The organism is Novosphingobium sediminicola, from assembly GCF_014196525.1.
Taxonomy (GTDB): domain Bacteria; phylum Pseudomonadota; class Alphaproteobacteria; order Sphingomonadales; family Sphingomonadaceae; genus Novosphingobium; species Novosphingobium sediminicola.
Genome location: NZ_JACIDX010000009.1, coordinates 165,208 through 178,942, shown reverse-complemented (window position 1 = coordinate 178,942; position 13,735 = coordinate 165,208). Strand labels below are relative to the sequence as shown.

Here is a 13,735-nt window from a genome sequence, read left to right as displayed (position 1 = left end):
ACGGGGAGTTCGTGACAATGATTACCTCTCGCAAAATGCCGGGTCGCAAGCTCCTGTTCGGGGTGGGGCTGATGGTGGGATTAACCGCGCTGGCCCCGGTGGCCGATGCCCATGGTATCTGGTTTGCGCAGCGCGCGCGGCAATTGGCGCTGGTCTATGGCGTGGGGGCCGACGATCTGGATGCGGTCAAGCGTCTGCCGCTGATCAATGCGGTTAAGGGGTTTGATGCGCAGGGGCTGCCGGTCAAGGTTTCCTTGCGCACGGCGGGCATTGTGCCGGTGGTGGACAGCGACGAACCCGTCGCCATCGTGACCGCCGCCATGGACTATGGCCTGTGGACCAAGACGCCCGACGGCGAATGGCACAACAAGGGCCGCGATGAAGTACCCAATGCCACGCTGGCCGAACATAACTGGAAATATGCCGTCCATCTGACCCAGATGCCGACCAAGCCCGTGCCGCTGATTGAGGGGCATACGCTGCAACTGGTGCCCGCGACCACGACGATCCCGCAGAAGATGGGCGAGCCCTTCACCGTGCGCGCCATGTATAAGGGCAAGCCGATAGCGGGCGCGACGATCATGTCCGATTACGTCAATGATCCCGATGAGGCGGGCGTCAAGACCGGCCCCGATGGCACGGCCACGATCCGTTTACGCAATCAAGGCATCAATGTGATCATGGCGATTTATGTCGGCCCGGCCGATGATGCGAAGAAGGCCGATCACAGCGAATATCGCTCCTCGCTTTCCTTCGTCCTGCCCCACGCGCCGGAATAAATCCTTTTCAGTCAGGAGTTTTCATCATGACGAAGAAATTCTTTGCCGCAACTCTCGCCTTTATCGCGATCCCCGGTCTCGCCATCCCCAACATCGCCGCCGCCCATGGCAGTATGAAGCCCCAGCATGGCGGTATGGTGCAAATGTCGGGCGAAACCGTGATCGAACTGGTGTCCACCCCAAAGGGCGTCGATGTCTATCTGACCGATGAGGATGAGCCGGTTGCCGCCGCCGGTTACACTGCCAAGCTGACCCAGACTGCGGGCGGGGCCAAGACCGAGGCCGCACTGACTCCGGCAGGCGCCAACAAGCTGAGCGCGGCAGGTTTCAAGCCTGTGAAAGGCGCCAAGTTGGTCGTCGCGCTGATCGACAAATCGGGCGCGAAGATCTTTGCGACCTTCCAGGCAAACTAAAGGCAGGGTAACATGAAAAGCGTGATCCATCCTTCACCGATGAGACGGGTCACGCCGATACTCACCGGATTGGTTCTGGCCGCCCTTGCCTCGCCGCTGATGGCCCATGGTGTGAACGAGAATGACAAGGCGTTTATCGAGGGGGCCTCGGGCGTCAACATCATTCCCTATATGTACCTGGGCGCCAAACATATGGTGACCGGCTATGACCATCTGCTGTTTCTGGCCGGGGTGATCTTCTTTCTCTATCGGCTGAAGGATGTGGCGGCCTATGTCACGCTGTTTGCGCTGGGGCACAGCACGACGCTGCTGCTGGGCGTGATGCTGGATATTCGCGCCAATCCGTTCCTGATCGATGCGATCATCGGATTGTCGGTGGTGTACAAGGCCATCGACAATCTCGACGGTTTCCGCACATGGTTCGGCTTTGCCCCCAATCCCAAGGCGGCGGTGCTGATCTTCGGCTTCTTCCACGGCTTTGGCCTGGCCACAAAGCTGCAGGAGTTGACTCTGGCGCGCGACGGTATGTTCGCCAATCTGGTCAGCTTCAACGTCGGGGTGGAAATGGGCCAATTCATGGCGCTGACCGTCATCCTTTTGCTGATGAACCTCTGGCGGTTGGGCGACAGTTTCCGGCGCAGCGCCATTCTTGCCAATGCCGCGTTGATGACGGCGGGCTTTGTTCTGATCGGTTACCAGTTGACCGGCTATTTCTCAAAAGGGGTCTGATGATGACGACGATGATCGAACCTGCCGCCATCCGCCCTTCGCCTTCGGGCCTTGCCAAGGCTACGCTGGGCGCGGGCGTTGCGGCGGCGGCCATTCTTACGCTGTTCGTGCTGCCCGCCGAATATAATATCGATCCGACCGGAGCGGGGGCGGCGCTGGGCCTGAAGGGCATGGTGGCCCGCGCGCCGGAAAAGCCTGCCGCTGCGCCTGCCGGTGATACGGTATCGGCCACGCCCACCCGCCAGACGATTGAGCGCAAGACGGCGTGGCGCGAGGATGAGATGACCATCACTCTGCCCCCGCACAGCGGACAGGAGATCAAGGCCCATATGGCCAAGGACGACAGTTTCATCTTTCGCTGGACCGCGAGCGGAGGCCCGGTGAAGGCCGAGATGCATGGCGAGGTCGAGCATGCCGCCGAAGGGCAATTCACCGATTACTGGAAAGATATGGCCAGCACCGGCGGCCAGGGCGATTTCACCGCCCCCTTTGAAGGCCGCCATGGCTGGTATTTCCGCAACAAGGGCGAGGCGCCGGTCAAGATCACGGTGAAAACCGAGGGCTTCTACAAGGATCTGTTTCAGCCCCACGAATAGGCATGATGTTTACCGCGCCTGCCGCACCACGCCGCGGCATGGGCCAAAGCCGATGGCGCGATAGCCCTCGCGCATGGCGCGAGCGTGGAGGGTGAGTTCGTCGCCATCCTCAAGAAAGCAGCGCTGTTCGCCGGTGGGGAGGTGGATAGGCTGTTGACCGCCATGGGAGATTTCCATCAGGCTGCCTTCGCTGCCGGAGGCGGGGCCGGAGAGCGTGCCGGTGCCCAGCAGGTCGCCGGTATGCAGATCGCAGCCGTTCGAAGCGTGATGGGTGACGATCTGGCCCGCGGTCCAATACATTGCTTCCTGCGCCGTGCCCCGGCTCAATTCCAGCGCTGCCATGCCGCTCTCGCGCATCGCCGTGCTGGCAAGTGTGACCGAGAGGGCGATGGATAGGGCGCCTTGCGCCTGATCCTGCACGTCCCACAGATGGGGCAGGGGCGCGGGATCGCCTGCTGGCCGTGCCGGTTGCGCCACACGGAAGGGGGCCAGCGCTTCGGCGGTGACAACCCATGGCGAGATGGTGGTGAGGAAACTCTTGGACAGGAACGGGCCGAGGGGCTGATATTCCCACGCCTGAATATCGCGCGCGGACCAGTCATTGAGCAGGCTGATCCCGGCTATCCGATCCCATGCGTCGGCAATCGGGATGGTTTCGGCAATGGCATGATCGCCTGCGATCCAGATGCCCAGTTCAAGTTCGTAATCGAGGCGGCGGCAGGGGGCGTAGGTCGGCTGATCGGCATCAGGCGCCTTGATCTGGCCCTTGGGGCGGATCACCGGCGCGCCTGAGACGCGGATCGAACTGGCCCGCCCGTGATAGCCGATGGGCACATGCTTGTAATTGGGCAGCAGCGGATTGTCGGGGCGAAACAGCTTGCCGATGTTGGTGGCATGATGGATGCCGACATAGAAATCGCTGTAATCGCCAATCGCAAAGGGCAGGTGCAATTCAACGCCTTGCGTGGGAGAGAGCCACGGGGCAACAGCTCCTTGCCGCGCCGGATCGGTCAGCAGCGCAAAGAGAGCATGGCGCAGCGCCCGGCGAGTGGCTCCATCCAGAGCAAACAGGGCATTGAGCGTCGGCTCTGCTAAAGCCGGGCGCAACGCATTGGGCAGCAGGCCAGCATCGGCAAGCCCCTCCAGATCGACAACATAATCGCCAATCGCCGATCCGATCCGCCGCGTGCCGTGCCCGTGTGAGAATACCCCCAGCGGCAGGTTCTGGACCGGAAAATCCTCGTGGTCATCGGTACCCTCAACCCAGCTTGAGGCGGCGGCATCATGAGTGTGGTCGATCACGCGCGATCTCCATCGCCGACCGGTTCCTGATGCAGCCACTCTGCATGACGCGGCGCGCGCTTGGTCCGGCTCCATTCCTCCAACATCACCGGGGCCAGTTCGCGCAGTTCGCGATATTGCTCGTCCGTGCCGATGTTGCAGGCAAGTTCCAGTCGATGGCCATTGGGGTCGAAGAAATAGATCGAGCGGAAAATGCCGTGATAAGTCGGCCCCAGCACGTCGATCCCCTGCGCCTCGATATGCGCCTTGGCGGCCAGCAGGGCGGCCCCGTCGGCAACTTCAAAGGCCAGATGCTGAACCCATGCGGGCGTGTTGGGGTCGTGGCCCATTTCGGGCTGCTGCGGCAATTCGAAAAAGGCCAACACATTGCCCCCGCCCGCATCGATGAACACATGCATATAGGGATCAAAGGCCCCGGTGGAAGGCACATGATCCTCGGCAAAGGCGGTGGTATAAGCCATGCCCAGCACGCGGCCATACCATTCCACCGTTTCTTTGGCATCGCGGCAGCGATAGGCGACGTGGTGGATGCGTTGCAATTGAGGGGCCTGTGTCATCATGCCTTCTCCGTCACGTTCAGCGCGCCGCGGCGCAGCTGGTCGCGCTCGATGCTTTGGAACAAGGCGGTGAAATTGCCCTCGCCAAAGCCTTCGTCCTTTTTGCGCTGGATGAATTCGAAAAAGACCGGGCCGATTACCGTTTCGGAAAAGATCTGAAGCAACAGGCGCGGGTCGCCCTTTTCGGTGCTGCCATCGAGCAGAATGCCGCGCCTCTGCAACTCCGCCACCGGTTCACCATGGCCGGGCAGGCGTTCATCGAGCATCTCGTAATAGGTGGCGGGCGGGGCGGTCATGAAGGGTGTGCCGCTGGCCCTGAGCGCGTCCCAACCCGCGATCAGATCATCGCAGCGGAAGGCGACATGCTGAATGCCCTCGCCATTATAGGCGCGCAGGAATTCGTCGATCTGGCCGCCGCCCGCCTTTCCTTCCTCGTTCAACGGGATGCGGATCTTGCCATCGGGCGCGGTCATCGCGCGGCTGGTCAGGCCCGTATATTCGCCCTTGATGTCGAAATAGCGGATCTCACGAAAGCCGAAAACGCGCTCGTAGAAATGCGCCCAATGGGCCATCCGCCCGCCATAGACATTGTGCGTCAGGTGGTCGATCGTGTGGAAACCGGCGCCAACGGGGTGGCGATCAACACCGGGCAGATACACAAAATCAATGTCATAGATCGACAGTTCGTCACCATAGCGGTCGATCAGATAGATGATCGAGCCGCCGATGCCCCGGATCGCGGGCAGGTGCAATTCCATCGGCCCGGTTTTGAGTTCCACCGGCTCGGCCCCGCGCGCGATGGCCGTGGCATAGGCATGGGCAGCATTGCGCACCCGCCAGCCCATGCCGCAGACCGAGGCCCCATGCTCGGCGGCGAAATAGGCGGCGGGGCTGTGCGCCTCGTAATTGGCGATAAGGTTGATCCCGCCTTGCCGCCACAATTGCACATCCTTGCTGCGGTGGTTGGCGATATGGGCAAAACCCAAAGCGGCAAAGACCGGTTCAAGCAGGCACTTTTCGGGCGCGGAAAATTCTATGAATTCAAAGCCATCAAGGCCGAGAGGGTTGTCGAACAGGTCGGCGGTCGGGGCGCTGTCGGCCATGGCTTTCTCTCCACATGCAGGTGGGCGGCCATGCGGCAGCCCTTGACCATGGTTTTACGCCAAAACCAATGCGCAGTCCGCGCGAAGTGGGGTATTATGCAACGACATCATGCGCCATTCTTGCGCCGTTACTTCATATGATGCACAATCATCGCATGGACCAACTCGACCGCAAAATCCTGACCCAGCTTCAGGCCGACGCCTCGCTATCCCACGCCGACATCGGCGAGATCGTCCACCTGTCCGCCTCGCAAGTCTCGCGCCGGATCGCCCGGCTGCAGCAGGATGGCATTATCCGCAAACAGGTCGCCCTGCTCGACGAGGAAAATCTGGGCCTTCATGTTGAGGCCTTTGTCGCTGTGACTATGAGTTCCTATGCGCCCGAAACCATCACCGGCTTTCACGAGCGGATGCTGGTCATGGATGGCGTGCTCGATTGCTGTGCCACCACGGGGGATTCGGATTATCTGCTGCGCATTCTGGCGCGCGATCTGCGCGGCCTGTCCGAAAGGATCAATCAGGACATTCTGGGCCATGGCGATGTCGCCAGCGTCCGATCCAGTGTGGTGCTGGACCGGATCAAGCGCACGACCGAGCTGCCGCTGGGCGATTGAAAGGGGCTTTCCTGCCGCTCGCTATGGGCCCTTATCGGCCAGCGCCGCGTGGCGCCGACCTATGGGGCGGTCGGGGCCAATGGTGGTGTCTACCATCGTCTGGCGTTCGATCTCGCAATTCACCGCCGCCCCGATCAGCGCCGCATAGGCCGACAGATAGAGCCACATCTGAAACGCCACCACCGTGGCCAGCGATCCGTAGACCGCATTATATTGCGCAATATGATCGACATAGACGCCGAACCCCAGCGTCAGCGCGATCCAGATCACGGTGGAAAGGAAAGCCCCCAGCGCCAGCCAGCGCCATTTGGCCGGACGGCGATCGGGCACCATGCGATAGAAGATCGCAAAGCACAGGCTGACCACAACCATCGCCACGCTCCACACGCCAAGGCGCGCCAATATCAGCACCTGCTCGCCCCACCACGCCATCATCAGCGGTCCAGCCCATGATACCAGCGCAATGGCCGCCGTGGCCAGCACGCCGATCGCCACCATTCCGGCCGTTACCGCCACGGCCAGCCCGAAGGTGCGCCAGAACGAGCGCTTGCCCGGTTCTTCATAGATCAAATTCATTGCCGAAAGCAGGGAAAAGGCCGCATTCATCGCCCCATACAGCGCCACACCCAGCGCCATCAGCAGGCCCAGTCCCTTGGCCGCCGCCTCGGCATTGATCGCGGCCAGCAAGGGCGGGCGCACCACCCGCATCACATCGCCGGGCAAAAATCCGCGCAGTCCGTCCAATCCCGATGCCACCGCATTGGGGTCGCCGATCAGTCCATAGACCAGCACCACCGCAGCAATCAGCGGCACAAAGGCCAGAAATGTATAAAAGGACACGCCCGCCGCCAGCAGATTGAGCTGATGCGCGCCCATTGTCTTCCATACGCGCGCAGCTATCTGGCGCCACGCGGCCCATGGCATTTCCAGCGGGCTGGTTGCATCGCAGCCGGGGGGCGAGGGCGCGTTCATGGCCCTGATGAAGCCGCCTCGACCGGGCTTGCGTCAAGGCCATGGCCTGCCTGCTGCGCCACGCGCAGACGCGCCTGCATATCGCGCTCCATGGCGCTTGCGGTTTTGCTCGCCTCATCGCTCTTGCGATGCCACTGGTCATCAAAGTTTTCACGACGGCATCCGCCCGCCATCAGCGCCAGCACCAGCATGGTCGGAATGTCCAAACGCATGGCTCCCGCCTCCCTCAATACCGCTTGCGATAGCGCGCCGTGATCCCGGTGCCGCCAAACTGGCCCGCTTGGCTTAACAGCGAAAAGGCCTTGGTCAGCGCGATTTCAAGCTGGGTGGCCATATAGCCGCGCGTGTCGGTCACCACCTCAACATAGATGTTGTTGGTGATATATTTGCCCGCCGCCAGCGCGGTCTGCCGCCCGGTGGTGGCATCCGCACCCAGCACGCGCAGGCGGCTGATCGCGGTGGCCGATTGCAGCGCGCCCAGCGGATTGAGCCCGCCCTTGGCCCCGCGCAGCGTATTGAGCGAGGAGGCAAGCTGCACCGCCTGAAGCGTCGAAAGGCTGCCCACCGGCCCGCCGAACAGGATACGCGCCATCAATTCGTCCTGCGGCAGGCTGGGGTCGGATGACAGCGCGATTTGTGGATTGGGCCCGGTGCCGGTGATGGCGATCGTGATCGTCACATCCGAAATCGTGCCCGACGCGCTGATATTGAGCGCCGGATCGGTCAGGTCTCCGCCATTGAGAGTGATCGTGCCGCTGTCGATGGTGAAACTGTGTCCGGCAAAATCGAGCGTGCCGCGTACCGCGCGCACCGTGCCGGTTATGGCCGGACTGGCGCTGGACCCGCCTATATGCAGATTTGTCGCCCATTCGCTGTCCAGCCCCATGCCGGTCACGAAGATCTGGTTATCCGCCCTGACCCTCATGTCGAGGTTCCAGTTCGAGGGCAGCGAGCGCACAGGTTCGGCATCGCCGCTGATCCGCTCGGGTCCGATGGCCGGTCTGTGGCGCACACCGCTCAACGTGGGGACATTGGCCGAGCCCTGACGCACGATGCGGTAATGTGTTTCCGGCAAGTCTATCGTGCCGCTTACCGTGGGGGATTGCCCCGGCGCGTTTGTCAGTTTGATATCGCCGCTGGCCCTCGCCGACAGGTCCGCGCCGCTGGCCAGCTGAGCATTGGCCATCGTAATGCCCAATTGTATGGGATAGCCCTGCTGCGCGCTGAGCGAGATAAAGCCGCTGGCCTTCACCGTGCCGTCACCCGCCTTTGCGGTGAGGCTCTGCACCTCTAGCCGATCATTGGTGAAGCGTCCCTGCAACGCCATGTCACTCAGGCGCGTGCCATAGCTGGCATTGTCATAGACCAGCTTTTGCGCGCGCACGGTGCCGGTAATGCTGGGCGCATGGGCCGATCCGCCGAAATCGGCCGCAATGCCGATGGGGCCGCTCAGACTTTGATCAGACAGCGCCGCCAGCGATGCCAGCACATCGGCCGGGCCATTATAGCGCACCCCGCCCGAGAGCGGCGCGGCCATCAGGCGGTTGGTCCATGTGCCGGTATCCGCCAATCCGGGGGTGGCATTCACTTGCGCCTGTCCGATCAGCGTACCGCCCCGCCGCACCAGTGCCTGCGCATGGGCCGCGCGATTGTCCAGTTGCGCGGCCAATGTGATGTCCACCGGGGTGGAAACCGCAGAAAGACCGGTGCGCGTCATCCCCTCAATGCGAAGGTTGGCCTTGGCCGCAGGCATGGCCCCGGCGCCCGCCTGATCGAGATCGAGGCTGCCCGACATCCGCCCGCCCAGCCCCAGATCGGGCACAAAGCCGTTGACCAGCGCCAGGTCGACGCCATCAAGCTGCGCGCGCAACGTGCTGGCCGCGCCATAGCGCCCCTCGATCCGCAAACTGCCGGTGTTGACGGAAAGCGTGGCGGGACGCAGCAGATAATCGCCCTTTTGCGGTACGATCTCTATCGCCCCGCGTGAGGCGATGGACACGCCATTGATCCGCCCATTCACCGCCATGCGCCATAAATCGGGCGAGAGCCTGCCCTGCGCCGCCAGACGGAAGGGATAGCGGTTGCGCCCTTCGGTGAGGAGCTTCACCTGTCCCGCGCCATCGCGATAGGTGATGTTGGCCCGCGTCTGCGCCAGATAAAAATCGCCCTGCCGCGCGCCCGCCAGTTGCACATCGGCGTTCACCTGCGGCTGATCGGCCATCACTGCATCGGCGTTGATCACCAGCCGCGCGATGCTCAGCCCGGCCTTGCCCGGCAGGCTGACATTCTGGCCCGAAATGGCGGCCACCGCCCGCTGATGCGCGTCCATGGCGGAAAGATCGACCCGCCCGTTCACGCCCGCTCCGGCCAGCGCCAGCGCCCCGGCAAAGGGCCCTGCGGCCTGCTGCTGCACGTGGCCGGTGATGGCGATGCCCGCAAGGCTGGTGCCGGGGCGCAGATCGACGGCCAGCGGCCCTTTTGCGGTGTTGACCAGCAGATCGGCGCCGATGGGGCCGTAATCGCTGCCGGCCTTGGCATTCACCTGATAGTCACCATTGGCCCCGCGCACATCGGCCACCAGCGCGGCCATCCCCACGCCCATGCCGGGGCGGGGCGCTTCCAAATGCAGCACCGGCTGCGCCACGCTGCCCTTCGCGCTCAACCGGATAGGGCCATAGAGGTCGGACGAGGCATTGGCGGCAAAGGCGATCTGCCCCTTGGCGTCATAGCGCCCTCGGCCATCGGCAAGGCGAAAGGCGGGCGCGGCGATGGTCAGGCCGTCGAGCGTTGCCACGCCATCGCTGTCATAGCCCACGCGCGCGCTGATCAGCGCATTGCCGCCCAGAAATCCCTGTATCCCATCGCTGAGCAGGCGGGTGGAACGCGCGCTGACGCGCCCCTCCAGCCGGAACCCGCCATTGGCCTGCGTCTTGAGGCCGATGTTCGAGTTAAGATTGAAAATGCCCACGCTTTCGACGCGATAGCCGTTGACCGTGCCGTTGAGCGTACCGGTATAGAGCGCGCGGGGCAGATCGGCGATCACCACGGCACGCGCGTCGATCCGGCTCGATTGCAGGCGGATATTGTCCGAGAGCAGCCGCCCGTTGGCATAGCCGAAATCCCCGCCAAAGTGCACATGGTCGAGCAGGGGCGCCACGCTGGCCGATACGCCGGTGATGGCATTGGCCGTGCCGCTCACGGGGATGCGCCAATGGTCCTTGTCCAGCGCGGCGCTGCCCGAAACGGCAAGGCCGTCGATGCGTGTGGCGCCAAAGCCGATACGCGCGGCCTTTATCGCATAGGCGACGCGCGGCGCGGCAAAGCTGCCATCGAGCGTGGCGTCGGCGGCGATGTCATCGCCCGACAGATTGGTGGCCAGCACACGCGGCTGCATCACCCTCAGGGCAAGGTGCATCTGGCGCAGCGTATTGTCGCCCATATCGGCCATGCCTTGGGCGGCCAATGCGAAATTGGCATTGCCGATCTGTGCCTTGATCTGCATCTGCCGCTTGTCGAAGGCGGCGGTGGCCTCCACTTTCGTCTCGGGCTGGAACAGGGCGCTGTTCTGGCCCTTGAGCCATACGTCAGGATGGGTGAGGCCCGCCACGCGAATAGTGCCCGAACGCGCGTTGATCACCAGATCGGCCAGAGGCTTGCCGCCCGCGCTGGCCGCCAGCGAGCCGTTCCATGCCTTCCAGTCGCCCCGCCCGGCCAGCCGCAGATGGCGCGCCTCGGCCTGACCGGTCAGCGCGGCAAGCAGGCCATCGGCGGGCGTATCGAGCGCGAAGTCCATGTTGAGCCGGTTGATCTGCGGCACGGCATCCAGCTTGAGCGCCAGCCGGTCGCCCCCCGCCACGCCGGGAGCCACCAGCGCAGCCGCCCGCGTGGAGATCTGTGCGCGCCGATCCGCGATATGGGCCTGGCCCTGAAGGCTCACGATATGGCGCTGACCCGTCAGGGCAGGGGCGATTTCCAGCCGGTCCACCGCCAGTTGGCCCAGATCGATATCCAGATCGGGCAGCAGCGGTGCATTGCTGGGCGGGGTGGGCCGCAAACGCGGCGCGCGATTAAGCCGCGCGGCGGGAATATGCAGGCGTCGAATATCCAGATGCCCGCCGATATAGGCCAGCGGTCGATAATCCAGTGCCACCCCTTCAGCATGGAAAAACCGCCCTTCCGGATCGCCAATGTCCAGATTGCGGATGGTCAGCGCGCCCAGCAGCGAGCCTTCGATGCCATCGACATGCACCCGCATGCCATTGGCAAAGGACAGGCGCGAAATCTGCGCGGCCACCATATCGCGCCCGCTCTGCGTTGAAAGCCAGATCCACAGCGCCGCCACCAGCGCGAGCAGGAGGCCCACGGCCATCAAGGCATAGCGCATGGCCTCATGCAGCAGGGCTGATCGCGACTGGGGGGATCGCGGCTGGGCCTGCGGATTTTCCATCTGCTCCATCAGAACGCCTGTCCGATGGAGACATAGACCGCCACGCGCGATTCCCCGATCTGTCGGTTGATCGGCGTGGCAATGTCAAAGCGCATCGGCCCGAAATTGGTGTAATAGCGAAAACCCATGCCCGCGCCAAAACGCCATGAATTGAAAGTGGGCACCTCGCTGGTAAAGACCTGTCCGCTGTCGACAAAGCCCACCACGCCGAAATTGCCGAAGCGATAGCGCAGTTCCACGCTGGTTTCGGCCTGAGAGCGCCCGCCGATAGGATTGCCGCTAGGGTCTTTGGGGCCAAGTTCCTGATAGCCGAAACCACGCACCGATCCGCCCCCGCCCGAATAGAAGCGCCGCGATGGCGCAATGGATTCGCGCGATGCCCCGCCGATCATGCCGACCCGCGCCCGCCCGGCCAGAACCAGCTTACCGGCGATCGGGTAATAGCCGGTGGCTTCAAAGATCGAGCGGGCATAGGTTTGGACGTTGCTGCCCAAGGATGCCTCGGGCGAGAGTGTCGCCGACAGGCGATAGCCGCGCGTGGGGTCCAGCAGCGAGTTCGACCGATCATAGGTGATCTGTCCCGGCAGCGCGAGAATATAGAAGGTGCGCCGCCGCTCGCCCGCCTGTTCAAAGGCATAATCCTGCTCGTTCGATCCGATCAGTTCGAAGCCATAGCTGTAGGTCCAGCGCTTTTGCCAGATGGCGGTGCTGGCGCGTGAGATGCGGCCTTTGAGTGCGCCGGTGAAGGCCTCATAGGCGTCGAGATTGGTGTGGTTGGCGCTGATCGACACTTCGACCGTGCGGTCGCGCAGCCCCGCGTTAGAGCGGCGGAATGTACCCGATACGCCCTGCTCGCTGGTGCCTGCGGTGGCGCTGCCGATAAGGGCGCCTTCGGGCGGGAAGAGGTTGGCATGGCTCCAACTGCCCACGGCCTTGATGCCTTCGCCCGTGGAATAGCCCGCCTGCGCCGACAGGGACCGGGGCGGTCCGGCCTTCTGGCTGACCACCAGATTGGCATATTCGGTATTGTCGCCCGCGCTGACGCCGGTCTGGGCGGGCTCCACCGTCACCGTGGCGAACAGATTGGTGGCCACCAACGCCTTGCGCAGATCGTCAATGAGGCGGCTGTCATACAACTCACCTTTGCGGAAACGGGCGATGGTGGAGATGTGGCGGGCGTCGAACACGCTCCTGCGCCCTTTGACCGTAATATCGCCAAAGCGGCTGCGCGGGCCGGGCGTGACGGGCAACGTGTAGTCGCCGATCCCTGTGGCGGCATCCAGCTCGATGTCGCGCTGGCCGATCTTGGCAAAGGGATAGGCCGATTGGGGCAGGATCACCCCCAGCTCCGCCTCGGCCGACAGCACACGTTCGGCCACGATCGGCTCGCCGGAATGGACGCCGAAATGCCGGGTGAGCAAATCGGGCGGAATCAGCGCGGGCGCATCAAAACGGATCGCGCCCAGCCGATAGCGCGGCCCCGGCGCCACCGCCAGCGACACGGCAATATCCCCCGGCTTGCCCTGTTCGGGCATGGCAACGGAGGATTGGATGGCAGCATCGAAATAGCCCTGTGAGGCCATGACATCCGACAGCGCCTGCCGGTCCTGCTCGATCCGGGCGGCGATGGCGGCGGCATTGGTGGCTTTGCCCTTGCCCTGTTTCAGGGCGGAAACAGTAGAGAAACTGTCCACCAGCGCGCCGCCGTCGATGGGGGCGACCGGATGGGCATCGCGCAGATTTTCCAGCCCGGTGACCTGCCAGCGATAGGACAGGGTCGGCGCCTTTTCGGTCTTGGCCCCACCGGTTTCATCGCGCAGCGGCTCCTTGTCGAAATCGGTCAGCGGGGTCAGCGGCTTGGCAAGGTCGGGATCGGTAACCGGGGCGGGGGGCGATGCGACGGGAGCGGCGGGGCTGGCGGCAGCATCCTGAGAGGGGAGCGCGGCTTCGAAATCGCGGTCGGTGATGATCGGGGATGGCGGGGACGCCTGTTCTTTCACCGGAGCGGGCGAGGGCTGGGCGGACGCGGTGCCGGCCAACAGCGTTCCGCCAAGCGCCAAGGCCAACCAGCCGAAATCAGAACCGCAAGTTCGCACATCATAAGCGGCGCGAGCAGGAAAGTCAGCGCCACCCAGTCTGCACTTCACGCCCATCCCCGGCGCAACTTGTTGAACCTTCCGCAAAAATGGCCCCCTTTTGCCATCAGGCGCCCGCCTGTCTTAA

The 13,735-nt window shown here is 63.6% G+C and carries 12 protein-coding genes; 5 read left to right on the top strand and 7 right to left on the bottom strand.

Annotation, left to right across the window (positions count from 1 at the left end):
• The first annotated feature begins 17 nt into the window (after positions 1-17).
• Genes GGR38_RS13015 through GGR38_RS13000 form a run of 4 tightly spaced genes read left to right on the top strand, consistent with a single transcriptional unit; the run spans position 18 to position 2,517 of the window.
• Complete coding sequence (locus GGR38_RS13015) at positions 18-779, top strand: DUF4198 domain-containing protein (RefSeq protein WP_246404613.1); 762 nt, start codon at positions 18-20, stop codon at positions 777-779.
• 26 nt (positions 780-805) lie between these two features.
• A complete protein-coding gene (locus tag GGR38_RS13010) occupies positions 806-1,192 on the top strand; it encodes a hypothetical protein (RefSeq protein WP_183626167.1) in 387 nt (128 codons plus the stop codon).
• A gap of 12 nt (positions 1,193-1,204) precedes the next feature.
• The gene (locus GGR38_RS13005) at positions 1,205-1,921 is read left to right on the top strand and encodes a HupE/UreJ family protein (protein ID WP_183626165.1); all 717 of its coding nucleotides are present in this window, start codon (positions 1,205-1,207) and stop codon (positions 1,919-1,921) included.
• 2 nt (positions 1,922-1,923) lie between these two features.
• On the top strand, positions 1,924-2,517 hold the full coding sequence (locus GGR38_RS13000) for a hypothetical protein (protein WP_183626164.1): 594 nt from the start codon (positions 1,924-1,926) through the stop codon (positions 2,515-2,517).
• Between the two features lie 9 nt (positions 2,518-2,526).
• On the opposite strand, the gene fahA is transcribed toward GGR38_RS13000, so the two are convergent.
• From fahA to hppD, 3 genes are read right to left on the bottom strand one after another with little or no spacing between them, the layout of a single operon-like run.
• The gene (fahA, locus tag GGR38_RS12995) at positions 2,527-3,819 is read right to left on the bottom strand and encodes a fumarylacetoacetase (protein ID WP_343059096.1); all 1,293 of its coding nucleotides are present in this window, start codon (positions 3,817-3,819) and stop codon (positions 2,527-2,529) included.
• Positions 3,816-4,376: a VOC family protein gene (locus GGR38_RS12990; protein ID WP_183626160.1), complete on the bottom strand. Its 561-nt coding sequence runs from the start codon at positions 4,374-4,376 to the stop codon at positions 3,816-3,818. The genes fahA and GGR38_RS12990 overlap by 4 nt, the downstream gene beginning before the upstream one ends.
• Positions 4,376-5,479: a 4-hydroxyphenylpyruvate dioxygenase gene (hppD, locus tag GGR38_RS12985; protein ID WP_183626158.1), complete on the bottom strand. Its 1,104-nt coding sequence runs from the start codon at positions 5,477-5,479 to the stop codon at positions 4,376-4,378. Before hppD ends, GGR38_RS12990 begins: the two co-directional genes overlap by 1 nt.
• Before the next feature lie 155 nt (positions 5,480-5,634).
• On the opposite strand from hppD, the gene GGR38_RS12980 reads away from it, so the two are divergent.
• Positions 5,635-6,093: an Lrp/AsnC family transcriptional regulator gene (locus tag GGR38_RS12980; RefSeq protein WP_183626156.1), complete on the top strand. Its 459-nt coding sequence runs from the start codon at positions 5,635-5,637 to the stop codon at positions 6,091-6,093.
• A 21-nt stretch (positions 6,094-6,114) separates the two neighbouring features.
• On the opposite strand, the gene GGR38_RS12975 is transcribed toward GGR38_RS12980, so the two are convergent.
• The 4 genes from GGR38_RS12975 to GGR38_RS12960 are packed head-to-tail and all read right to left on the bottom strand — an operon-like array spanning position 6,115 to position 13,551.
• The gene (locus tag GGR38_RS12975) at positions 6,115-7,065 is read right to left on the bottom strand and encodes a YihY/virulence factor BrkB family protein (protein ID WP_183626154.1); all 951 of its coding nucleotides are present in this window, start codon (positions 7,063-7,065) and stop codon (positions 6,115-6,117) included.
• Entirely contained in the window at positions 7,062-7,277 is a 216-nt protein-coding gene (locus GGR38_RS12970; RefSeq protein ID WP_183626152.1) for a hypothetical protein, read from the bottom strand. Before GGR38_RS12970 ends, GGR38_RS12975 begins: the two co-directional genes overlap by 4 nt.
• 14 nt (positions 7,278-7,291) lie before the next feature.
• Entirely contained in the window at positions 7,292-11,521 is a 4,230-nt protein-coding gene (locus tag GGR38_RS12965; RefSeq protein WP_183626150.1) for a translocation/assembly module TamB domain-containing protein, read from the bottom strand.
• A complete protein-coding gene (locus GGR38_RS12960) occupies positions 11,521-13,551 on the bottom strand; it encodes an autotransporter assembly complex protein TamA (RefSeq protein WP_246404610.1) in 2,031 nt (676 codons plus the stop codon). The genes GGR38_RS12965 and GGR38_RS12960 overlap by 1 nt, the downstream gene beginning before the upstream one ends.
• Between the last annotated feature and the right edge of the window lie 184 nt (positions 13,552-13,735).